Source organism: Streptomyces sp. NPDC059080, assembly GCF_042739975.1.
Taxonomy (GTDB): domain Bacteria; phylum Actinomycetota; class Actinomycetes; order Streptomycetales; family Streptomycetaceae; genus Streptomyces; species Streptomyces benahoarensis.
Map to the genome: position 1 here is coordinate 100,442 of NZ_JBHYGX010000002.1, position 16,259 is coordinate 116,700.

15 protein-coding genes and 2 pseudogenes are annotated in these 16,259 nt (G+C 72.8%); 15 read left to right on the top strand and 2 right to left on the bottom strand.

From position 1 onward, the window contains the following. Window positions 1-319 precede the first annotated feature (319 nt). Window positions 320-469, bottom strand: coding sequence for a hypothetical protein (locus tag ACFWWQ_RS01790; protein ID WP_384588431.1), 150 nt, complete (start codon window positions 467-469; stop codon window positions 320-322). 341 nt (window positions 470-810) lie between these two features. On the opposite strand from ACFWWQ_RS01790, the gene ACFWWQ_RS01795 reads away from it, so the two are divergent. The 10 genes and pseudogenes from ACFWWQ_RS01795 to ACFWWQ_RS01840 all read left to right on the top strand — a co-directional run bounded on the left by ACFWWQ_RS01795 (window position 811) and on the right by ACFWWQ_RS01840 (window position 10,918). Continuing rightward, entirely contained in the window at window positions 811-1,284 is a 474-nt protein-coding gene (locus ACFWWQ_RS01795; protein ID WP_384588434.1) for a carboxymuconolactone decarboxylase family protein, read from the top strand. A gap of 41 nt (window positions 1,285-1,325) precedes the next feature. Continuing rightward, window positions 1,326-2,249 carry an RNA polymerase sigma-70 factor gene (locus ACFWWQ_RS01800; protein ID WP_384588438.1) on the top strand — a complete coding sequence of 308 codons (924 nt, stop codon included), beginning with the start codon at window positions 1,326-1,328 and terminating at the stop codon, window positions 2,247-2,249. 338 nt (window positions 2,250-2,587) lie between these two features. Further along, complete coding sequence (locus ACFWWQ_RS01805) at window positions 2,588-3,574, top strand: phosphatidylserine/phosphatidylglycerophosphate/cardiolipin synthase family protein (protein WP_384588441.1); 987 nt, start codon at window positions 2,588-2,590, stop codon at window positions 3,572-3,574. 9 nt (window positions 3,575-3,583) lie between these two features. Beyond that, a pseudogene (locus tag ACFWWQ_RS01810) lies at window positions 3,584-4,144 on the top strand (helix-turn-helix domain-containing protein); the annotation flags it as partial. Window positions 4,145-4,277: 133 nt separating this feature from the next. Continuing rightward, a complete protein-coding gene (locus ACFWWQ_RS01815) occupies window positions 4,278-5,843 on the top strand; it encodes a protein kinase (RefSeq protein ID WP_384588444.1) in 1,566 nt (521 codons plus the stop codon). Between the two features lie 443 nt (window positions 5,844-6,286). After that, window positions 6,287-6,907, top strand: a complete 621-nt coding sequence (locus ACFWWQ_RS01820; protein ID WP_384588447.1) for a DUF4328 domain-containing protein — start codon at window positions 6,287-6,289, stop codon at window positions 6,905-6,907. Between the two features lie 227 nt (window positions 6,908-7,134). Beyond that, window positions 7,135-7,806 (top strand): SAM-dependent methyltransferase, encoded by a 672-nt coding sequence (locus tag ACFWWQ_RS01825; RefSeq protein ID WP_384588449.1) that lies wholly within the window; start codon window positions 7,135-7,137, stop codon window positions 7,804-7,806. A gap of 232 nt (window positions 7,807-8,038) precedes the next feature. After that, the gene (locus ACFWWQ_RS01830) at window positions 8,039-8,662 is read left to right on the top strand and encodes an FMN reductase (RefSeq protein WP_384588452.1); all 624 of its coding nucleotides are present in this window, start codon (window positions 8,039-8,041) and stop codon (window positions 8,660-8,662) included. Window positions 8,663-9,092: 430 nt separating this feature from the next. Continuing rightward, on the top strand, window positions 9,093-10,217 hold the full coding sequence (locus ACFWWQ_RS01835) for a hypothetical protein (RefSeq protein ID WP_384588455.1): 1,125 nt from the start codon (window positions 9,093-9,095) through the stop codon (window positions 10,215-10,217). A gap of 110 nt (window positions 10,218-10,327) precedes the next feature. Next, window positions 10,328-10,918 (top strand): hypothetical protein, encoded by a 591-nt coding sequence (locus ACFWWQ_RS01840; protein WP_384588458.1) that lies wholly within the window; start codon window positions 10,328-10,330, stop codon window positions 10,916-10,918. Between the two features lie 47 nt (window positions 10,919-10,965). On the opposite strand, the gene ACFWWQ_RS01845 is transcribed toward ACFWWQ_RS01840, so the two are convergent. Continuing rightward, window positions 10,966-12,066, bottom strand: a complete 1,101-nt coding sequence (locus tag ACFWWQ_RS01845) for an LLM class flavin-dependent oxidoreductase (protein ID WP_384588461.1) — start codon at window positions 12,064-12,066, stop codon at window positions 10,966-10,968. 285 nt (window positions 12,067-12,351) lie between these two features. Here ACFWWQ_RS01845 and ACFWWQ_RS01850 point away from each other — a divergent pair, with 285 nt between their 5' ends. The 5 genes and pseudogenes from ACFWWQ_RS01850 (at window position 12,352) to ACFWWQ_RS01870 (ending at window position 16,114) form a co-directional block, all read left to right on the top strand. Beyond that, on the top strand, window positions 12,352-12,720 hold the full coding sequence (locus tag ACFWWQ_RS01850; RefSeq protein WP_384588464.1) for a VOC family protein: 369 nt from the start codon (window positions 12,352-12,354) through the stop codon (window positions 12,718-12,720). A 152-nt stretch (window positions 12,721-12,872) separates the two neighbouring features. Next, window positions 12,873-12,980, top strand: coding sequence for a hypothetical protein (locus ACFWWQ_RS01855; RefSeq protein WP_384588859.1), 108 nt, complete (start codon window positions 12,873-12,875; stop codon window positions 12,978-12,980). Next, window positions 12,943-13,803: pseudogene (locus ACFWWQ_RS01860) on the top strand (5-methyltetrahydropteroyltriglutamate--homocysteine S-methyltransferase); the annotation flags it as partial. The gene ACFWWQ_RS01855 and the pseudogene ACFWWQ_RS01860, both read left to right, overlap by 38 nt. Before the next feature lie 243 nt (window positions 13,804-14,046). Beyond that, on the top strand, window positions 14,047-15,318 hold the full coding sequence (gene thiI / locus ACFWWQ_RS01865; protein WP_384588467.1) for a tRNA uracil 4-sulfurtransferase ThiI: 1,272 nt from the start codon (window positions 14,047-14,049) through the stop codon (window positions 15,316-15,318). Window positions 15,319-15,538: 220 nt separating this feature from the next. Beyond that, window positions 15,539-16,114 (top strand): histidine phosphatase family protein, encoded by a 576-nt coding sequence (locus tag ACFWWQ_RS01870; protein ID WP_384588470.1) that lies wholly within the window; start codon window positions 15,539-15,541, stop codon window positions 16,112-16,114. The last annotated feature ends 145 nt before the right edge of the window (window positions 16,115-16,259 follow it).

Below are 16,259 nucleotides of genomic sequence, written 5' to 3' on the forward strand. Positions count from 1 at the left end.
CTCTACCCTCGCCCACCCCTCCAACTGACCGCCCACGGCCCCACCGCGGGCGGAGACACCCACAAACACCCCCCCGGCCCCCCCCCCCCGCCCCGGGGGGGGCCCTTCTGCGTCCATCGGCGCCGACCGGTTCGAGGTCGTCGCCGGCCGACACCGACGGCGCCCGCCAGCACACGGCGGAGTTCGCCGCCGCCGGAACCACCCCCGGGGCCGACCGCGCGGTCCTGGACGGCGCGCTCGCCATGGCCTGGACGGGCGTGGAGTGCGCGGGGCGGCCGGCGTTGCGGGAGCGGTTGCTGGCGGGGGTGCGGGGGAGGAGCTAGGTCCGCTGCGGCCGCCGCGCGGGTCCCTCCTCGGGCCGGGCGGCGGCCATCCGCGCGCGGAGGTAGCGGACGCGTACGCATCGGCCTCCCCCCAGGGTGCCGGTGACGACGAGGTAGCCCGCGATGGCGTCACGGTCGGCCGCCACCAGGTCCGGGCCCCAGCCGGGAGAGGCGTCGCGGACGTGCGCGGAGAGCGTGTCGGCGGTGGCGACGTCGAGCAGCGGCGCGAGCGTGGCCAGCAGCGTCAGCGCCAGTCCGGCGGTGCGGCGGCTCGCGGACGCCCTCGGGCTCGACCCGATGTCGATCTACCACCACATCAAGGGTTCGACCGGATGCTGGATGCGGTGCTCGCCGGGATCCGGGACCGCACGTCCGGGTAGGCGGGCCGACGGCGCGGGGAGACGCAGGTCACATCGGCGCATGTCACAGACGGCCCGGCCGTCTCGTCCCAGGTGTGTAGCCACTGACGAGCACGGAGGAGCACACCATGGACGCGCGATTGACCTTCACCACCGGCCCGGACGCCCCGAAGTCCTTCAAGCACCTGATGGCCGCGGGCCGGGCGCTCAAGGAGGGGCCACTGCCGACCACGACGCAGGAGCTGGTGGCCCTGCGCGTGAGCCAGATCAACGGCTGCGCGGTCTGTATCGACATGCACACCAAGGAGGCCACGGCCGCCGGGGAGAGCGCGGTGCGGCTGCATCTGGTGGCGGCGTGGCGGGAGGCCACGGTCTTCACCGAGGCGGAACGCGCGGCGCTGGAACTGGCGGAGGAGGGCACCCGGGTCGCGGACGCCGCCGAGGGGATCAGCGACGCGGTATGGGCCCGGGCCGCCGCGCACCACGACGAGGAACAGCTGACCGCCCTGGTGGTCCTGGTCTCCTTCATGAACATGGTGAACCGGCTGAACGTCCTCACCCGGCAGCCGGCGGGCGACTACGAGCCCGGCCAATACCGCTGAACGACATCGGACCGCAGGGGACGCGGAGGGAAGGGATCGGTGTGAGCAAGGTCGAGGAGTTCGAGGAGCTGCGGCCGCTGCTGTTTTCGCTCGCGTACCGGATTCTGGGCAGCGTCGGGGAGGCCGAGGACGCGGTGCAGGAGACCTGGCTGCGCTTCGACGGTTCGGCGACCCGGCCCACGTCGACCAAGGCATATCTGTCAGCGGCGGTGACGCGCATCTCCATCGATGTGCTGCGGTCGGCGCGGGTGCGGCGCGAGGAGTATGTGGGCCCGTGGTTCCCCGAACCGCTGCTCAGCGATCCGTATCAGGACCCGGAGCGCTCGGCGGAGCTGGCCGACTCGCTGTCGATGGCGGCGCTCCTCCTGCTGGAGCGGCTCAGCCCGCTGGAGCGGGCGGTGTTCGTGCTGCGGGAGGTGTTCGGCTTCGAGTTCGACGAGGTCGCCGCGGCGGTGGACCGGACGCCGGCGGCGTGCCGTCAGTTGCTGGTGCGGGCGCGGCGGCACATGGAGGATGGGCGGCCGCGGTTCGCGGCGGTCCGGGCGGAGCAGGAGGAGTTGGCGTCCCGGTTCTTCGCGGCGCTCCACGAGGGCGACATCGCCGGTCTGCAGGACATGCTCGCCGCGGAGGTGACGATGACCGGCGACGGCGGCGGCAAGGCCCCGCAGTTCGCCCGGGCGGTCGTCGGCGCCGAGAAGGTGGCCCGGCTGCTCGGATCGGTCTTCCCCTGGATGACCCAGGTCGGCATCACGCTCACCCCGCACGAGATCAACGGTCGCCCGGGCGCGGTCTTCCGCACCGCGGACGGCAAGGTGCTCCACACCCTGATGCTCGACATCCTCGACGGGCAGATCCAGACCGTCCGCGGGGTGCTCAACCCCGACAAGCTCGGCCACCTCGGGCCGGTCGCCGACGCCTGGAGCGTCGACCGTGAAATGCGGCAGGTCCGTCGGCAGCAGAGCTGACGGTGGTGTCGGCCGCCCCCGCGATATCCGGGCGGCCGACACATTTTCCCCGCACGTCACGGGCGATACGTGAACGGAATGCCGCCGGAGGAGTGCGGGGGAATCCCGGCATGGCGACACCCCGAGCCCATTCGAACGAGAATGCGCCACCTCACCGCTGCACGGGACCGTCAACGTGCCGGACCTCAGGGATAATTGACTCTGCGTGAGTTCATGGGCTGCTTTTGCCTGATCCTGCCCCGTTGTTCACCGAACCGGGCTTCAGCGCGCCCGGACACCGTGTCTTACTGGATCCGCTACGCGCAGTGCGTGCCGTCCCGGCCACGTGAGGAGTTCCGGTGAGCCCCATCCGTAGTCTCACAACCACTCTCGCCACAGGCGCCATGGCCGCGGTGAGTTCCCTCGTTCCCACCGCCCATGCCGCGAGCACCCATTCCCTGGTGGTCCTGCCGGACCAGAAGGAAAGCGCGATCTACACGTTCGTGAACTCGGCCAGGAAATCGGTCGACGTGACGATCTATGAGCTGCGCGACACCACCCTCGTCAACGATCTGGTGACGAAGGAAAAGGCGGGTGTGAAGGTGCGGGTGGTCTTCGACGCGCAGCACACGGACGTCGACGGCGCCGCCTACAAGGCGCTGTCCGCCGCCGGTGCCGGGGTGACGTACTCGTCCCCGTCGTACGTCTACACCCATCAGAAGACGATCACCGTCGACGGCGCCACGTCGTACATCAGCACCGGAAACTTCGACACCAAGTACTATCCGACCTCCCGCGATTACGGCGTCTTCGATCACGACACGGCCGATGTGAAGGCCATCGAGAAGGTCTTCGACGCCGACTACGCGAAAAAATCCGTCACCCCGTCCGACGGCACCGATCTGGTCTGGTCGCCCACCGACTCGCAGAGCCATCTGCTGGCACTGATCAAGGGCGCCCAGCACAGTCTGGACGTCCAGGAGGAGGAATTCGGTGACACCGCTCTCGTCAACGCGCTCGTCGCGGACGCGAAACGTGGTGTCGCCGTCCGTGTCGTCGCGGAGAACCAGTCCTCGAAGTACAGCAAGCAGCTGAAGAAGGTCACCGCGGCGGGCGGAAAGGTCACCACGTACACCAGCTCAACCGGCTACTACATTCACGCCAAGGCGATCGTCGTCGACAACGGCGCGTCCGGTGCAAAGGTATTTGCCGGATCGGAGAACTTCTCCTCCAATTCACTGAACCACAACCGCGAACTCGGCATCATCGTCAACGATTCCGCGATCGTCGGCGGCATCGAGAAGGCGTTCACCGCCGACTTCCACAAGGGTTCCGGCCGGGCCTGACCACCGGCCCGGCCGCTCGCGCACAACGTCAGGGCGGCGCGCGGCCGCGCCGGTCTGTCCCTGGACGAGCTGGGACGGCGTGCGCAGGTGAGCAAGGGCGCCCTGGTGGGGCTGGAGAAGGCCCAGGGCAATCCGGACTTCGCCACCCTGGTCCGGCTGGCCGACACCCTCGGCGTCCCGGTCTCCGCCCTGCTGGAGGGGCCCGCCGAGGGCCGGGTCCGGGTGGCGTCCGCGGACGCCGTGGCGCCGCTGTGGACCGGGCCGCACGGCGGCGAGGCGCGGCTTCTGCTGACGACCTCCGGCCCGGCGCCGGTCGAGGTCTGGCGCTGGCAGCTGGAGCCGGACGAGGAGTACCCCAGCCACCCGCACCGGGCCCAGGTCGTCGAGACGGTCAGCGTCACCACGGGCCGGATGACCCTGGTCGTCGACGGCACCGAGTACCCCGTCGCCGCGGGCCAGACCGCCACCTTCGACGCCGACGTCCCGCACGCCTACCGCGGCTCCGGCACCGGGACCTGCCACCTGATCATGACGGTCCATCTCCCGCCCGGAGCCGCCGCCCTGGCCTGACCCGGGGCGCGGGAACGCGCCGTCGCCGCCCCCGGCGCCCGGCACGGTCGGTATCGTCGCCGTTCTTACGACAGGTTCTTACGACGTCGGCGACGACGGACACGTGCGGTGTCGGCTACGAGGGGCGAGGGCTGTGACGCAGGAGGGCGCGCCGGGGCGGCTGATCGGGGGGCGGTACCGCCTGCTGGACGAGGCCGGGTCCGGCGGCATGGGGCGGGTCTGGGAGGGGCGGGACGAACTGCTGGGCCGCTCGGTGGCCGTCAAGGAGGTCCGGCTGCGGGCCGCGTCCGCCGAGGAGCGGGAAGGGGTGCTGGCCCGCGCGCAGCGCGAGGGCCGCACCGCCGCCGCCCTCGCCGACCACCCCAACGTCGTCACCGTCTACGACGTGGTGATCGAGGACGGCGTGCCGTGGACGGTGATGCAGCTGGTCAAGGGCCACTCCCTGCGGGAGGAGTTGGCGCACGGGCCGCTGGATCCCGGCCATGTCACGCACATCGCCGCGGCCCTGCTGTCGGCCCTGCGCGCGGCGGACGCCGCGGCGGTCGTCCACCGCGACATCAAGCCGGGCAATGTACTGCTGGCCGACGACGGGCGGGTCCTGCTGGCGGACTTCGGGATCGCGCGGGTGCTCGGGGACGAGACGATCACGGCTCCCGGTGCCTTCGTCGGGTCGTTCGAGTACACCTCGCCGGAGCGCGCCGACGGCCGGTCGGGCGGCGTGGCCTCGGACCTGTTCTCCCTCGGGGTGACCCTGTTCCACGCGGTGGAGGGCGCGCCGCCGTTCCGCCGCGAGTCCCGGAGCGACACCCTGTCCGCCGTCCTGCTCGCCCCGCTCCCCGGGATGACCCGCGCCACCGGTGGCCTGCGGGAGCTCATCACCGCCCTGACGGCGAAGGACCCGGCCGAACGCCCCGGTGTTGAGGCGGCCATGACGCTGCTCAGCGATGCACGCCGGGCGGGGCGGGCGGCGGGTACGGCCGGAGTGGCGGGTACGGCCGGTGCGACCGGGTCGGCGGGCGGCGGGCGGCCCGGGCCCACCGACACGCTCACGGCCACGCTCACGGATCCGGCGCCGGGTGGCGGTGACACGGCGCCGTTCACCGTCGCCGCCCTCCCGCCGGACGTGCCGCGGCCTCCCGACGACGCGGTCCGGCGGCGCGCGAACCGGCTGCCGGTCGTCCTCGCCGGGGTCTCGTCCCTCACCGTCGTCCTGACCGTCGGCGCGTTTCTGCTGACGCACCCCGGGGACGACGGGGACGACGCCGGGTCCGCGCCGCCGCCCGCCGTGTCGGCGTCCGCACGCGTGTCAGCCGGGTCGCCCGGGCCGGTCGCCGGGCCCGGCGGCACCTGCCTCGACGTCTACGGCGAGGACGACGGTGGCGATCACACGCCCGTGGACCTGTGGGAGTGCCAGCCCTCGGCCGCCGACCAGCAGTGGAGCCACCGCCCCGGCGGGGCGCTGGAGACGCAGCGGCGGTGCCTGGGCCTGGTGCGCAACGGCACCGCCCAGGACACGGCGGTCGAGCTGCAGGACTGCACCGGCACCGGCGGACAGCAGTGGGAGCAACAGGCCGACGGCTCCCTGCTCAATCCGTACGCGGCCCGCTGCCTGGAGCCCGACGGCGCGCTCCGGAACGGCGTCCCGCTCCGCATCCACGACTGCAGCGGCACCGCCACGCAGAAATTCACCCTGCCCTGACGTCACCCCGTCCTGACGTCACCCTGCCCTGACGTCGCCTCGTCCTGACCTCACCCCGCCCTGGCATCGCCTCGTCCTGACCTCACCCCGCCCTGGCATCGCCTCGTCCTGACCTCACCCTGCCCTGGCATCGCCTCGTCCCTCCACGGTTCCGCTCCCGGCCGAGGTGGTGGAGAGTACGTACGCCGAACTCCTCGGCGGCTGGGGCACGTTGGCGGTAGGGCAGGCGGGCAGGGCGGAGGGGGTGTACCGAGGTGTCTTCGGGGTTGCGGGCGTGGGCCCGGCTGGTCACGGTGGGCCCAAGGGGCCCGGAAGGCCCAAGGGGCCCGGAAGGCCCAAGGGGCCCGGAAGGCCCAAGGGGCCCGGAAGGCCCAAGGGGCCCGGGAGGCCCAGCAGGTCCGGTCGGCCCGGGCGGCCCGGCCGATCCGCCGCAGTTCAGGGCGGTGGCAGGGCCGGCCCTGGCCGCCACGCTGCTCATTCTGTCGGCGCTCGTGGGCGATGCCTTGGGGACGGTCTCCGACTGGCGCAACTACCTCGTCGTGCACGCTTTCCGAGCGGGCGCGGCGACGGTCGCGGACCTCCGGGCCGCCGACACCTTCTCGTTGTGGGTGTCGCTACCGGGAGTCGTGGTGTACATCGCGGCGGGCGTGGTGTTCCTGGTCTGGTTGTGGCGGGCACGGTGCAACGCCAAGCTGTGGGGCGGCCGCGCCTCGCACCGCCGCTCCCAGGGCTGGGTGGTCGGCGGCTGGTTCGCGCCGGTGGCCAACCTGTGGATCCCGTACCACGTCGTGACGGACATCTGGCGGGCCAGCGCGGAACGGCGCCCTGCCCCGCGCGGCCCGGTCACCGCCTGGTGGGCGACGTACGTCGCCGGAGCCGTGCTCAGCAGGTCGCTGGGCCAGTTCTACCTGGCCAAGAAGATCACCGAGTCGGGGCTGCGCGACGCCGCGGTGCTGTCCACCCTCTGCTCGGTGCTCGACGTGGTGGCCGGTGTCCTGATCACCGTCATCCTCAACCGGATCACCGCCTGGCAGACCCGCAGGTCACCGCAGCAGGGGGCATGAGGTCACGCCGAAGAGCGCGTCCGCGTGCGCCCACGGCCCCGGGGGCGGCGGCGCGCCGGTACCGGTCGGCGGCCGCCTCCGGCACGGCCGGCCCGCTCGCCGCCCGTCCATCCCTCCATCCCTCCGCCCGTCCGCCCGTCCGCCCGTCCGTCCATCCGCCCGTCCGTCCGTTTTCCGCGCCCCGCCCGCAGAGTCACCCGATCAAGTCACCGCCCGACGACGCCTCCGTGCACCAGCTGCTGGAGTGTGCGCTTCCGCGGGGTGACGAGCGGGTGCTCGACCTCGGGTGTGGTGGTGGGGAATGGCTGCTGCGGGCCCTGGAGGCGCGGCCGGGGCTGCGGGCCGAGGGGGTGGACATCTCCGAGGACGCGCTGGTTCAGGCCAGGGAGGCGGCGCGGGAGCGGGGCGTCGAGGAACGTCTCACGCTGCACCACCGGCCGGCCGCGGAGTTCGCGTCCGCGGAGCCGTTCGACCTGGTGCTGAGCGTCGGGGCGGCGCACGCCTTCGGTGGGCTGTTGCCCACCCTCGCCGCGGCGCGCAAGCATCTCGCCCCGGACGGCCGCGTAATGATCGGTGACGGATTCTGGGAGCGCACCCCGTCCCAGGAGGCCATCGACATGCTCGGGGACTTCGCCGACCTCGCGACCACCATGGATCGCGTCGCCGCTGACGGGTGGACGCCCGTCCACGGGCACATCAGCAGCCGCCAGGAGCTGGATGCCTACGAATGGGCGTGCTGGGGTTCGCTGGCCGCCTGGGCGCTGGATCACCCGGCCGATCCCGGCAGCGCGCAGGCGCTGACCACCGCGGCCACCCGCCGCTCCGAGTGGCTGCGCGTCTACCGGGACACCTGGGGTTTCCTCACGCTGGTCCTGCGCCCGGCCCCGGACGGTCCCTGAGACGACGGGAGGCACGGCCACCGGCCCGTATCGGCGATGCGGGCGATCCTCGCCGGCACGGGCCGGTGGCCGTGAACCTGCCGGGTGCGGCGGTGGACCGTAGCCTGAGGGACAAGGCGCCGGACGGATCGGGGTGCCGGACGGCGCGGTGTGAAGCGACGCGTCCGTGCGCGGTCGCGTGGTGCGGCGCGGGCTCGGTGCGACGTCTCCCGGGACGGAGGATCGTGACGCGATGACGAATTTGACGATCATCAGCGGGGGCCTGCGGGAGCCGTCCTCGACCCGGCTCCTGGCCGACCGGATCGAGGCCGCGGTGCGCACGGAGCTGGAGGACCGGGGGCAGCGCGTCGGCTCGTCGTTCGTGGAGTTGCGGCCGCTGGGCCGTGCGATCACGGACGCGATGCTGTCCGGGTTCCCCACCGGCCCGCTGGAGGAGGCGTTCGAGACGGTGGAGCGGGCCGACGGCGTGATCGCGGTGACGCCCGCCTTCAACGCCTCGTTCAGCGGACTGTTCAAGTCCTTCTTCGACGTCCTGCCGGAGGGGACGCTGTCCGACATGCCGGTGCTCATGGCCGCCACCGGCGGTACGGAGCGGCACTCCCTGGTGCTGGAGCACGCGATGCGGCCGATGTTCTCGTATCTGCACGCGGTCGTCTCCCCCCGGGGCGTCTACGCGGCGACCAGCGACTTCGGCTCGGACAACACCCGGCAGGGCGCGCCGCTGCAGGACCGGGTCAAGGCCGCAGCGGCGGACTACGCCCGGCTGGTCCAGGGCTGCGGGGCGCGGGTCAGGCGCGACGAGTTCGAGGACGTCGTACCGATGGAACAGCTGCTGGGCGGCGGGGCGGCTTCCTGACACCGGCCGCCCGGCCCCCGTCGTACTGCGAGGGGCCGGGCGGCGCGGCGCCCGCGAGGGTGCTGCCCCCTTTTCGGCCGGTGGCGGCGGCATGCCGACGGGCGCGGACGATGCGGCGGGGCGAGCAACTCCCCCTCATGGTGGGTGAGTTCATGACGACGTATCACCCCACCGTGATCCGCCACTCGATGGTCTTTGACGGTGGAACCTGACGGAAATCCCAGGATATTTCCCACCCCCATGAGCCATTTCAGTGACTTGGGTGTGGAACCTTTTCGCAGTGCGAGTGCTCCTACATGAGGCGCAGGTGTGCGCAGGTACGCATGTCTGCATGCGCACTCCCGCACACCATGCGGCATGCACGGCCTGAACGTGACACACGTCAACCTGTGCCGCTCAGAAGGCACTTGGGATCCGAAAGGTCTGCCGGATGAAGATTCGCCGCGCCCTGACGGCCGCCGCAGCGGCTGCCGTGATAGCGCCCGCCGCCGTACTGGCCACGCCCGCCGCCGCGTTCGCAACGGAGCCGGTGTCCGAGGCCGGTCCGCGCACGCCCGCCTCTCCCGACTCCCCCGATGCCCCCACACCGGCGGCCCGGCCGGCGGATTCCGCAACGAGCGGCGGCGGAACGGGTCACCCGGACGAGCCGCGGCGCCCGGGCGCAGCCGCTGCCGGTGGCCCGGCATCCCAGGACCGCGACGGGGCCGCCCTTCCCGCCCCAGGCAAGCCGCCGAAAGCCGCCGGGACCACCGAAGGGACCACGGAGAGGACCACCGGCGCCGGTGGTGCCACCGGTGGAGGCAAGGACGCCGGTGATTCCGATGGGGCGGGTCAGTCCTGCGCGTTCGAGTCCGACCAGCTGCAGGTGGCCGTCCACGGGCTGCCGCGTCAGCTGGCTGCGGGCGGCGCCTGGGCCTCCTTCTCCATGACGCTCACCAACACCACCGGCAAGGCCCTGGCGGAGGTCCAGCCCTTCCTCGTCGTGTCCTCCGCCGAAGACGTCGACCGGCCGTACTGGGAGCTGGAGACCGAGTACCGCGACGCCAGGACGGGGAAGTGGAAGACCTTCCATGACGCGGCGCCCGAGGACCTGTTCGGCTCCTTTGCCGTCCGTCCGGGCAGCACCCTCACGCTCCAACTGCGCACCCACGCGGTCAAGGACGCCAAGCCCGGCGCCGGGTACGCGCTCGCCGCCGGCGACTACCGCAACCCCGACGGTTCCTGTGGTTCGGCCAAGGAAGCCTGGTACGACTTCACCATCCTCCCCGCGGGCACGAAGCCGACGCAGCCCCCGGCCACCGAGCCGGGCAAGCCGGGTGGCACTGCCGAGCCCGGCCAGGGCGCCGCATCCGGCGGCGGTACGGGTGGTTCCGATGCCACCGGTGGCCACAGCCCGCAGGGCGGCGGCCACCTCGCCACGACCGGCTCCTCGTCCGCGCTCCCGGCGATCGCCCTCGCCGGCGGAGCCGCGACGGCGGTCGGCGCGGGTGCGGTCATCGTCGTGCGCCGCCGGAAGGGCGCGGCCGGTCCGGGCGCCACGGACGTCACCGCGTAGGCCCGACCAATCCGCCAAGCACCTGACAGCCCAAGGATCCACGGCCTGAGAACTCGCTGACACGGGAAACAAAGGCTCCACGGGTCCGAAGAACCGGGAGAGAGATCTTCATGAAACTGCGCCGCGCCCTGTCGGCCTCAGCCGCGACGGCCGCCCTGCTCCCCCTGGCGGTGGCCGCCGCGCCCGCCTCCCAGGCGGCCCCTGCCACGGACATCCCGAAGTGCTCCGACGTCGGGCAGAACAACAACAACGCCTTCGTGGGCCGCACGTTCGGCATACCCAAGTCGATCACTCTCGGCGCCGACTGGACGACCTACACCGCCACGCTCACCAACGCCTCGGCGAAGGAGCTGAAGTCGTTCGAACTCAGCGCCAAGCTGGGCAGCTACGTCTACAACGAGGGCGAGCACGACCTGAGCCCGTACGGCGATCTGCAGTACTGGGACACCTCGCAGAGCGCCTGGAAGACGCTGCGCGAGGCCAATGGGAACGCCGGCGGTACCCTCCCCGCCCCGAAGGCGCTGAAGCCCCGCGAGTCCGTCCACGTGCAGCTGCGGTTCAGGGTGGGCAAAGACCTGCCCATGGACCATGCGTACGACGCGTTCACCGGCCTCACCGGCACCTTCGCCGACCGCTACCACGACACGGACTGCACGTCCCAGGGCGACGCCGTCGGCGGTTTTTCCCCCCGCACGGGCTGAAACCTGCGGGGAGGGCTGCCGCCGTCACGGCCCGACGGCGGCAGCCCCTACGGCCCATGGCGTTCCGGGGGGTCCGTCTCCCGGGCGGTGACCGCCGGGTGCGGGGGTGCGGAGGCGGGCACTTCGGCCGGGCGGAGGGCCGCGAATTCCTTGCGGAGGACGGGGACGACCTCGCCGCCGAGCAGGTCGAGCTGTTCCAGGACGGTCTTCAGCGGCAGTCCGGCGTGGTCCATCAGGAACAGCTGGCGCTGGTAGTCGCCGACAGCGTCGCGGAAGCCGAGGGTCCGCTCGATGACCTGCTGCGGCGAGCCTACGGTCAGCGGCGTCTGCTCGGTGAACTCCTCCAGGGACGGCCCGTGCCCGTAGACGGGCGCGTTGTCGAAGTACGGGCGGAACTCACGTACCGCGTCCTGGGAGTTGGCGCGCATGAACGCCTGGCCGCCGAGGCCGACGATGGCCTGTTCGGGGGTGCCGTGGCCGTGGTGGGCGAAGCGCTGCCGGTAGAGGCGGATCATCCGCCGGGTGTGGGACATGGGCCAGAAGATGTTGTTGTGGAAGAAGCCGTCGCCGTAGTACGCGGCTTGTTCCGCGATCTCCGGGGAACGGATCGAACCGTGCCAGACGAACGGGGGGACGCCGTCCAGGGGCCGGGGCGTGGCGGTGAAGCCCTGGAGCGGGCTGCGGAACGTGCCCTCCCAGTCGACGACGTCCTCCCGCCAGAGCCGGTGCAGCAGCGCGTAGTTCTCGATGGCGAGCGGGATGCCCTGGCGGATGTCCTGGCCGAACCACGGGTAGACGGGGCCGATGTTGCCGCGGCCCAGCATCAGGTCGACGCGGCCGTCGGCGACGTGCTGGAGGTAGGCGAAGTCCTCGGCGATCTTCACGGGGTCGTTGGTGGTGATCAGCGTCGTGGAGGTGGACAGGACGAGCCGGTCGGTGCGGGCGGCCAGGTACCCGAGGAGGGTGGTGGGCGACGACGGCACGAACGGCGGGTTGTGGTGCTCGCCGGTGGCGAACACGTCCAGCCCGGCCTCCTCCGCCTTCGCCGCGATGGCGAGCGTGGCCTTGATGCGCTCGTGCTCGCTCGGCGTACGGCCGGTGGTCGGGTCGGCCGTCACATCGCCGACGGTGAAGATGCCGAACTCCATGGTGACCGCCTCGTTCGGTTGCGTGCTCAGGGCGCGGCAGGGCGTCCGCCCCGGTCCTGCGGAGGCCGCTCCGGTCGTGCGGGACGGCCGATTCCTGCCTGCGGATCGCCCGCCCGTACCACGGCCAGAGTGCCACGCCGCCCTGCCGGGCGACATTCCGGAGCGGAGTGGACAGACCGGGTGGTATGTGCAGGCGCGGCGCGCGCCGGTCACAGCCGGTCCCGCGGACGCCGCCCGTTCCACCGGCTGCGCACCGCGCGCCGTACGGTGCGGCAGAATCGGCCCATGCTGACAGTGGGTTCCGTGGTGCTCGGCGTCTCGGACGTGCGGCGGGCGGCCGCGTTCTGGACGGAGGCGCTGGGATACGTCCCGCGCGAGGAGATCGAGGACGACTGGGTGGTGCTGGTGCCGGCCGCCGGGCACGGGGTGCAGGTGGCACTCGGGCTCAGCGGCACACCCGTCCGGGAGCATCCGCGGATCCATCTGGACCTGTACGCCGGGGACGCCGCCGACCAGGCAGCCGAGGTCGAGCGGCTGGTGTCCCTGGGGGCCCGGCAGGTCGACTGGGATCTCTACCCGGACGATGCCGACTTCGTGGTGCTCGCCGATCCGGACGGAAACATTTTCTGCGTCATCGACACCGGGCGGCACTGAACCGGCAAGCCGCCTGCGGCGTTTCCCGCCTCCCGTCCGGTTCATGCGGGCGGACCGCGTGGCTCACCTCACCATCCGGATGACGGACGCGTCCCCACCGCGGCGCCGGCCGCTACCCCCGTCAGGGGCAGAACCGGGAACTGAAGCAGGCGATCGAGGGGTACTGGAAGGGCCGCGTCTCCGCCGACGCGCTGCGCACCACCGCCGCCGGCCTGCGCCGCACAGGAGAAGGCCGGGCTGGACGTCCTGGTGCACGGTGAGCCCGAGCGCAACGACATGGTCCAGTACTTCGCCGAGCAGCTGACCGGCTACCTGGCCACGCGGCGCGGCTGGGTCCAGTCGTACGGCACCCGCTACGTCCGGCCGCCGATCCTCGCCGGGGACATCTCCCGTCCGGCGCCGATGACGGTGCGCTGGACGACGTACGCGCAGTCCTGCACCGAGCGGCCCGTCAAGGGGATGCTGACCGGGCCGGTGACCATGCTGGCCTGGTCGTTCGTCCGCGACGACCAGCCGCTCGGCGACACCGCCCGCCAGGTCGCGCTGGCGCTGCGCGACGAGGTCGGGGACCTGGAGGCGGCCGGTACGGCGGTGATCCAGGTCGACGAGCCTGCGTTGCGCGAGACCCTGCCGCTGCGCGCCGCCGACCGCGCCGGGTACCTGTCCTGGGCGACGGAGGCGTTCCGTCTGACCACGGGCGGGGTGCGGCCGGACACCCAGGTCCATACGCACATGTGCTACGCGGAGTTCGGCGACATCGTGCAGGCCATCGACGATCTGGACGCCGACGTCATCAGCCTGGAGGCGGCCCGCTCCTCTATGCAGGTGGCCCGCGAACTGTCCGCCCACGGCTACCCGCGGGAGGCCGGGCCCGGCGTCTACGACATCCACTCGCCGCGCGTACCGAGCGCCGAGGAGGCCACGGACCTGCTGTGTACCGCCCTCAAGGCCATCCCCGCCGAGCGCCTGTGGGTCAACCCGGACTGCGGCCTGAAGACCCGCGGCTGGGCGGAGACCCGGGCGTCTTTGGAGAACCTGGTCGTGGCGGCCCGTACGGTGCGGGGTGAGCTGTCCCCGTCCTGACGGGGCGCTCGTACGGGGCCGGGGCGCTTGCGGGGGTCCCGGCCCCGGTGGGTCGTCCGTGGAGATCACGCCGTCCGGCCCGGCCCGGCGCCGCGCGGACGGGGGCCGGTCCGGAGATCCTGGCGGCGCTGTCGCCGGACGCGGACGAGAATGATGAGTTCTCCTCCGGCTCCGGCTCGTCCACCGTCATGGACGAGGCGGAGGACACCGCCGACGACGACTGGGAATGTGAGAGGTTCACCCATGACCGGCAACCCCCGTGTGCCCGCTCCCCGAGACACCTTCGCCGCTGCGGCCGGCGGTCCCTGTGTGCTGCTCAAGCATGGCGAGGTCTTCCTCAAGGGGCGGAACCGTCACCGGTTCGTCGAGCGGCTGCACGACAACCTGCGGATCGCGCTGCGCGGGATCGGCGGCTCCACCTGGATCAAGGGCGCGCAGAACGTCACCGTGGTGGGCGGTGAGGTGCCGCTGGAGGCGTTGGTGGAACGGGCCCGGCGGGTCGTCGGGTTCCACTGTGTCGAACCGGCCGTGCGGACGCCGTCCACCATGGAGGACGTCACCGCGGCGGCCGTCGAGACGCTGCGTGTGGTCTGTGCGGAGCGGCGGGTGCGCAGTTTCGCGGTACGGGTGCGGCGGCGCGACAAACGGTTTCCGCTGACGTCGTCGGAGATGGCGGTGCATCTGGGGGCGCGGATCCAGGAGGCGGTGGTGGGTCTGCCCGTCGATCTGACGACGCCCGGCGTCACCCTCTCGGTGGAGATCGATCACCGGGAGACCTACCTGTCGTGGGAACGCCATCGGGGGCTGAGCGGCCTGCCGGTCGGTTCGAGCGGGCGGGCGCTGGTGCTGCTGTCCGGCGGGTACGACTCTCCGGTGGCCGCACACCGCGCCATGCGGCGCGGTCTGGCCTGCGACTTCGTCCACTTCAGCGGGGCGCCGTACACCAATGCCGCGTCCGTGTACAAGGCGTATGCGCTGGCCCGGGAGCTGAATCGCAGTCAACCGCCGGGTGAGCTCCATGTCGTCGCGCTCGGTCCGGCGCAGAAGCAGCTCGCGGTGGCGGGCGCGGGGCGGCTCCAGGTCGTCGCGCAGCGGCGGCTGATGGTGCGCACCGCCTCGGCGCTGGCGGCACGTACCGGGGCCGAGGCGCTGGTGACGGGCGACAGCCTCGGGCAGGTGGCGAGCCAGACGCTGGCGAACATGGTCGCGGTGGACGAGGCGGCGCGGCTGCCGGTGCTGCGGCCGCTGGTCGGCTGGGAGAAGCAGGAGATCATCGACGAGGCGCGGACGATCGGCACGGCCGAGGTGTCCGTCCTGCCCGACGAGGACTGCTGTTCGCTGCTGGCCCCGCCGCGGGTCAGCACCCGGGCCCGGCTGCCGGAGCTGCGGTCGGTGGAGCGGCGGCTGGAGATGGACGAGGTGATCGAGGCGCTGCTGGCGTCGGCCCAGGTGCTGCGGCCCGGGGAGGACGGGGCGGCTCCGGCGCTGGGCGAGGGGTGCCCGGCGCCTGCGTGAGGGTGCGTGCCAGGGCCTGCCCGCGCCGCGTGTCCGCAACGTCCCGCCGCGCCGTGCCGGGCGTGCCGGGGGCTGTCCGGGCGCATGCGTGACGATGCTCAAGATCGCCCGTGCCTCGTGTCCGTGAGGTCCGCCGGGTGGTCGAAGAACCGGGGTGGAGGCCCTCGCCGGTACCCCCTCGTCCACCGCACCACCCCGCCCGACCGTCGAAGGAGCCTTCGTGACCAGCCGTGTTCTGCTCGTCTCCCCCGCCACCACCGCGTCGCTGCGCCGCGCGGCGTTCGACGACGGTGATCCGCTGGACGCCTCGGGGGCGGCGCGCGCCCGGGCGGCGGCCGGTTCGCTGCCCGCCGCGGACGCGGTGGTGACCTCGCCGAGCGTGCGCTGCCGGGAGACCGCCGAGGCTCTCGGTCTGGCCCCGGGGGATGCGCCGCCGGAGCTGGCCGGGCTGGACGCCGGGCACTGGCGCGGGCGGACGCTTGAGGAGGTGGGGGCGGCCGAGCCGGAGGCGGTGGCGCGTTGGCTGGCCGATCCTCAGGCGGCAGTGTCCGGCGGGGAGTCGGTGGCGGACGCGTGCGCGCGGGTGGCGCACTGGCTGGACGCGCTGCGGCCGACCGGGGGCCGGATCGTGGCGGTGGTGGAGCCGGAGGTGGTGCGGGCGGCGGCCGTCCATGCGACGGGCGCGCCCGCGTCCGGGTTCTGGCGGTTCGATGTGCCGCCGCTGACCTGTACGGAGCTGAGCGGACGGGCGGGGCGCTGGAACCTCCGGCTCGGGGGGCCGCTCGCGGCCGGCTGAGGGCGACCGGACGCACGGCGGGCGGGGGCGGGGGCCCCCCCCCCCCCCCCGCGGGGGGGCGCGGGGGGGGGCCCCGGCGCGGGGGGGGGGGGCGCCGGGGGAGGGGGCGCGCCGGAGAGAGCGGGGGGGGGGGGGCCAAGACCCC

Coding starts and splice junctions, on each gene's coding strand:
- ACFWWQ_RS01840 (WP_384588458.1), top strand. CDS start 10,328: ATGAAACTGCGCCGCGCCCTGTCGGCCTCAGCCGCGACGGCCGCCCTG.
- ACFWWQ_RS01830 (WP_384588452.1), top strand. CDS start 8,039: ATGACGAATTTGACGATCATCAGCGGGGGCCTGCGGGAGCCGTCCTCG.
- ACFWWQ_RS01850 (WP_384588464.1), top strand. CDS start 12,352: ATGCTGACAGTGGGTTCCGTGGTGCTCGGCGTCTCGGACGTGCGGCGG.
- ACFWWQ_RS01845 (WP_384588461.1), bottom strand. CDS start 12,066: ATGGAGTTCGGCATCTTCACCGTCGGCGATGTGACGGCCGACCCGACC.
- ACFWWQ_RS01835 (WP_384588455.1), top strand. CDS start 9,093: ATGAAGATTCGCCGCGCCCTGACGGCCGCCGCAGCGGCTGCCGTGATA.
- ACFWWQ_RS01795 (WP_384588434.1), top strand. CDS start 811: ATGGACGCGCGATTGACCTTCACCACCGGCCCGGACGCCCCGAAGTCC.
- thiI (WP_384588467.1), top strand. CDS start 14,047: ATGACCGGCAACCCCCGTGTGCCCGCTCCCCGAGACACCTTCGCCGCT.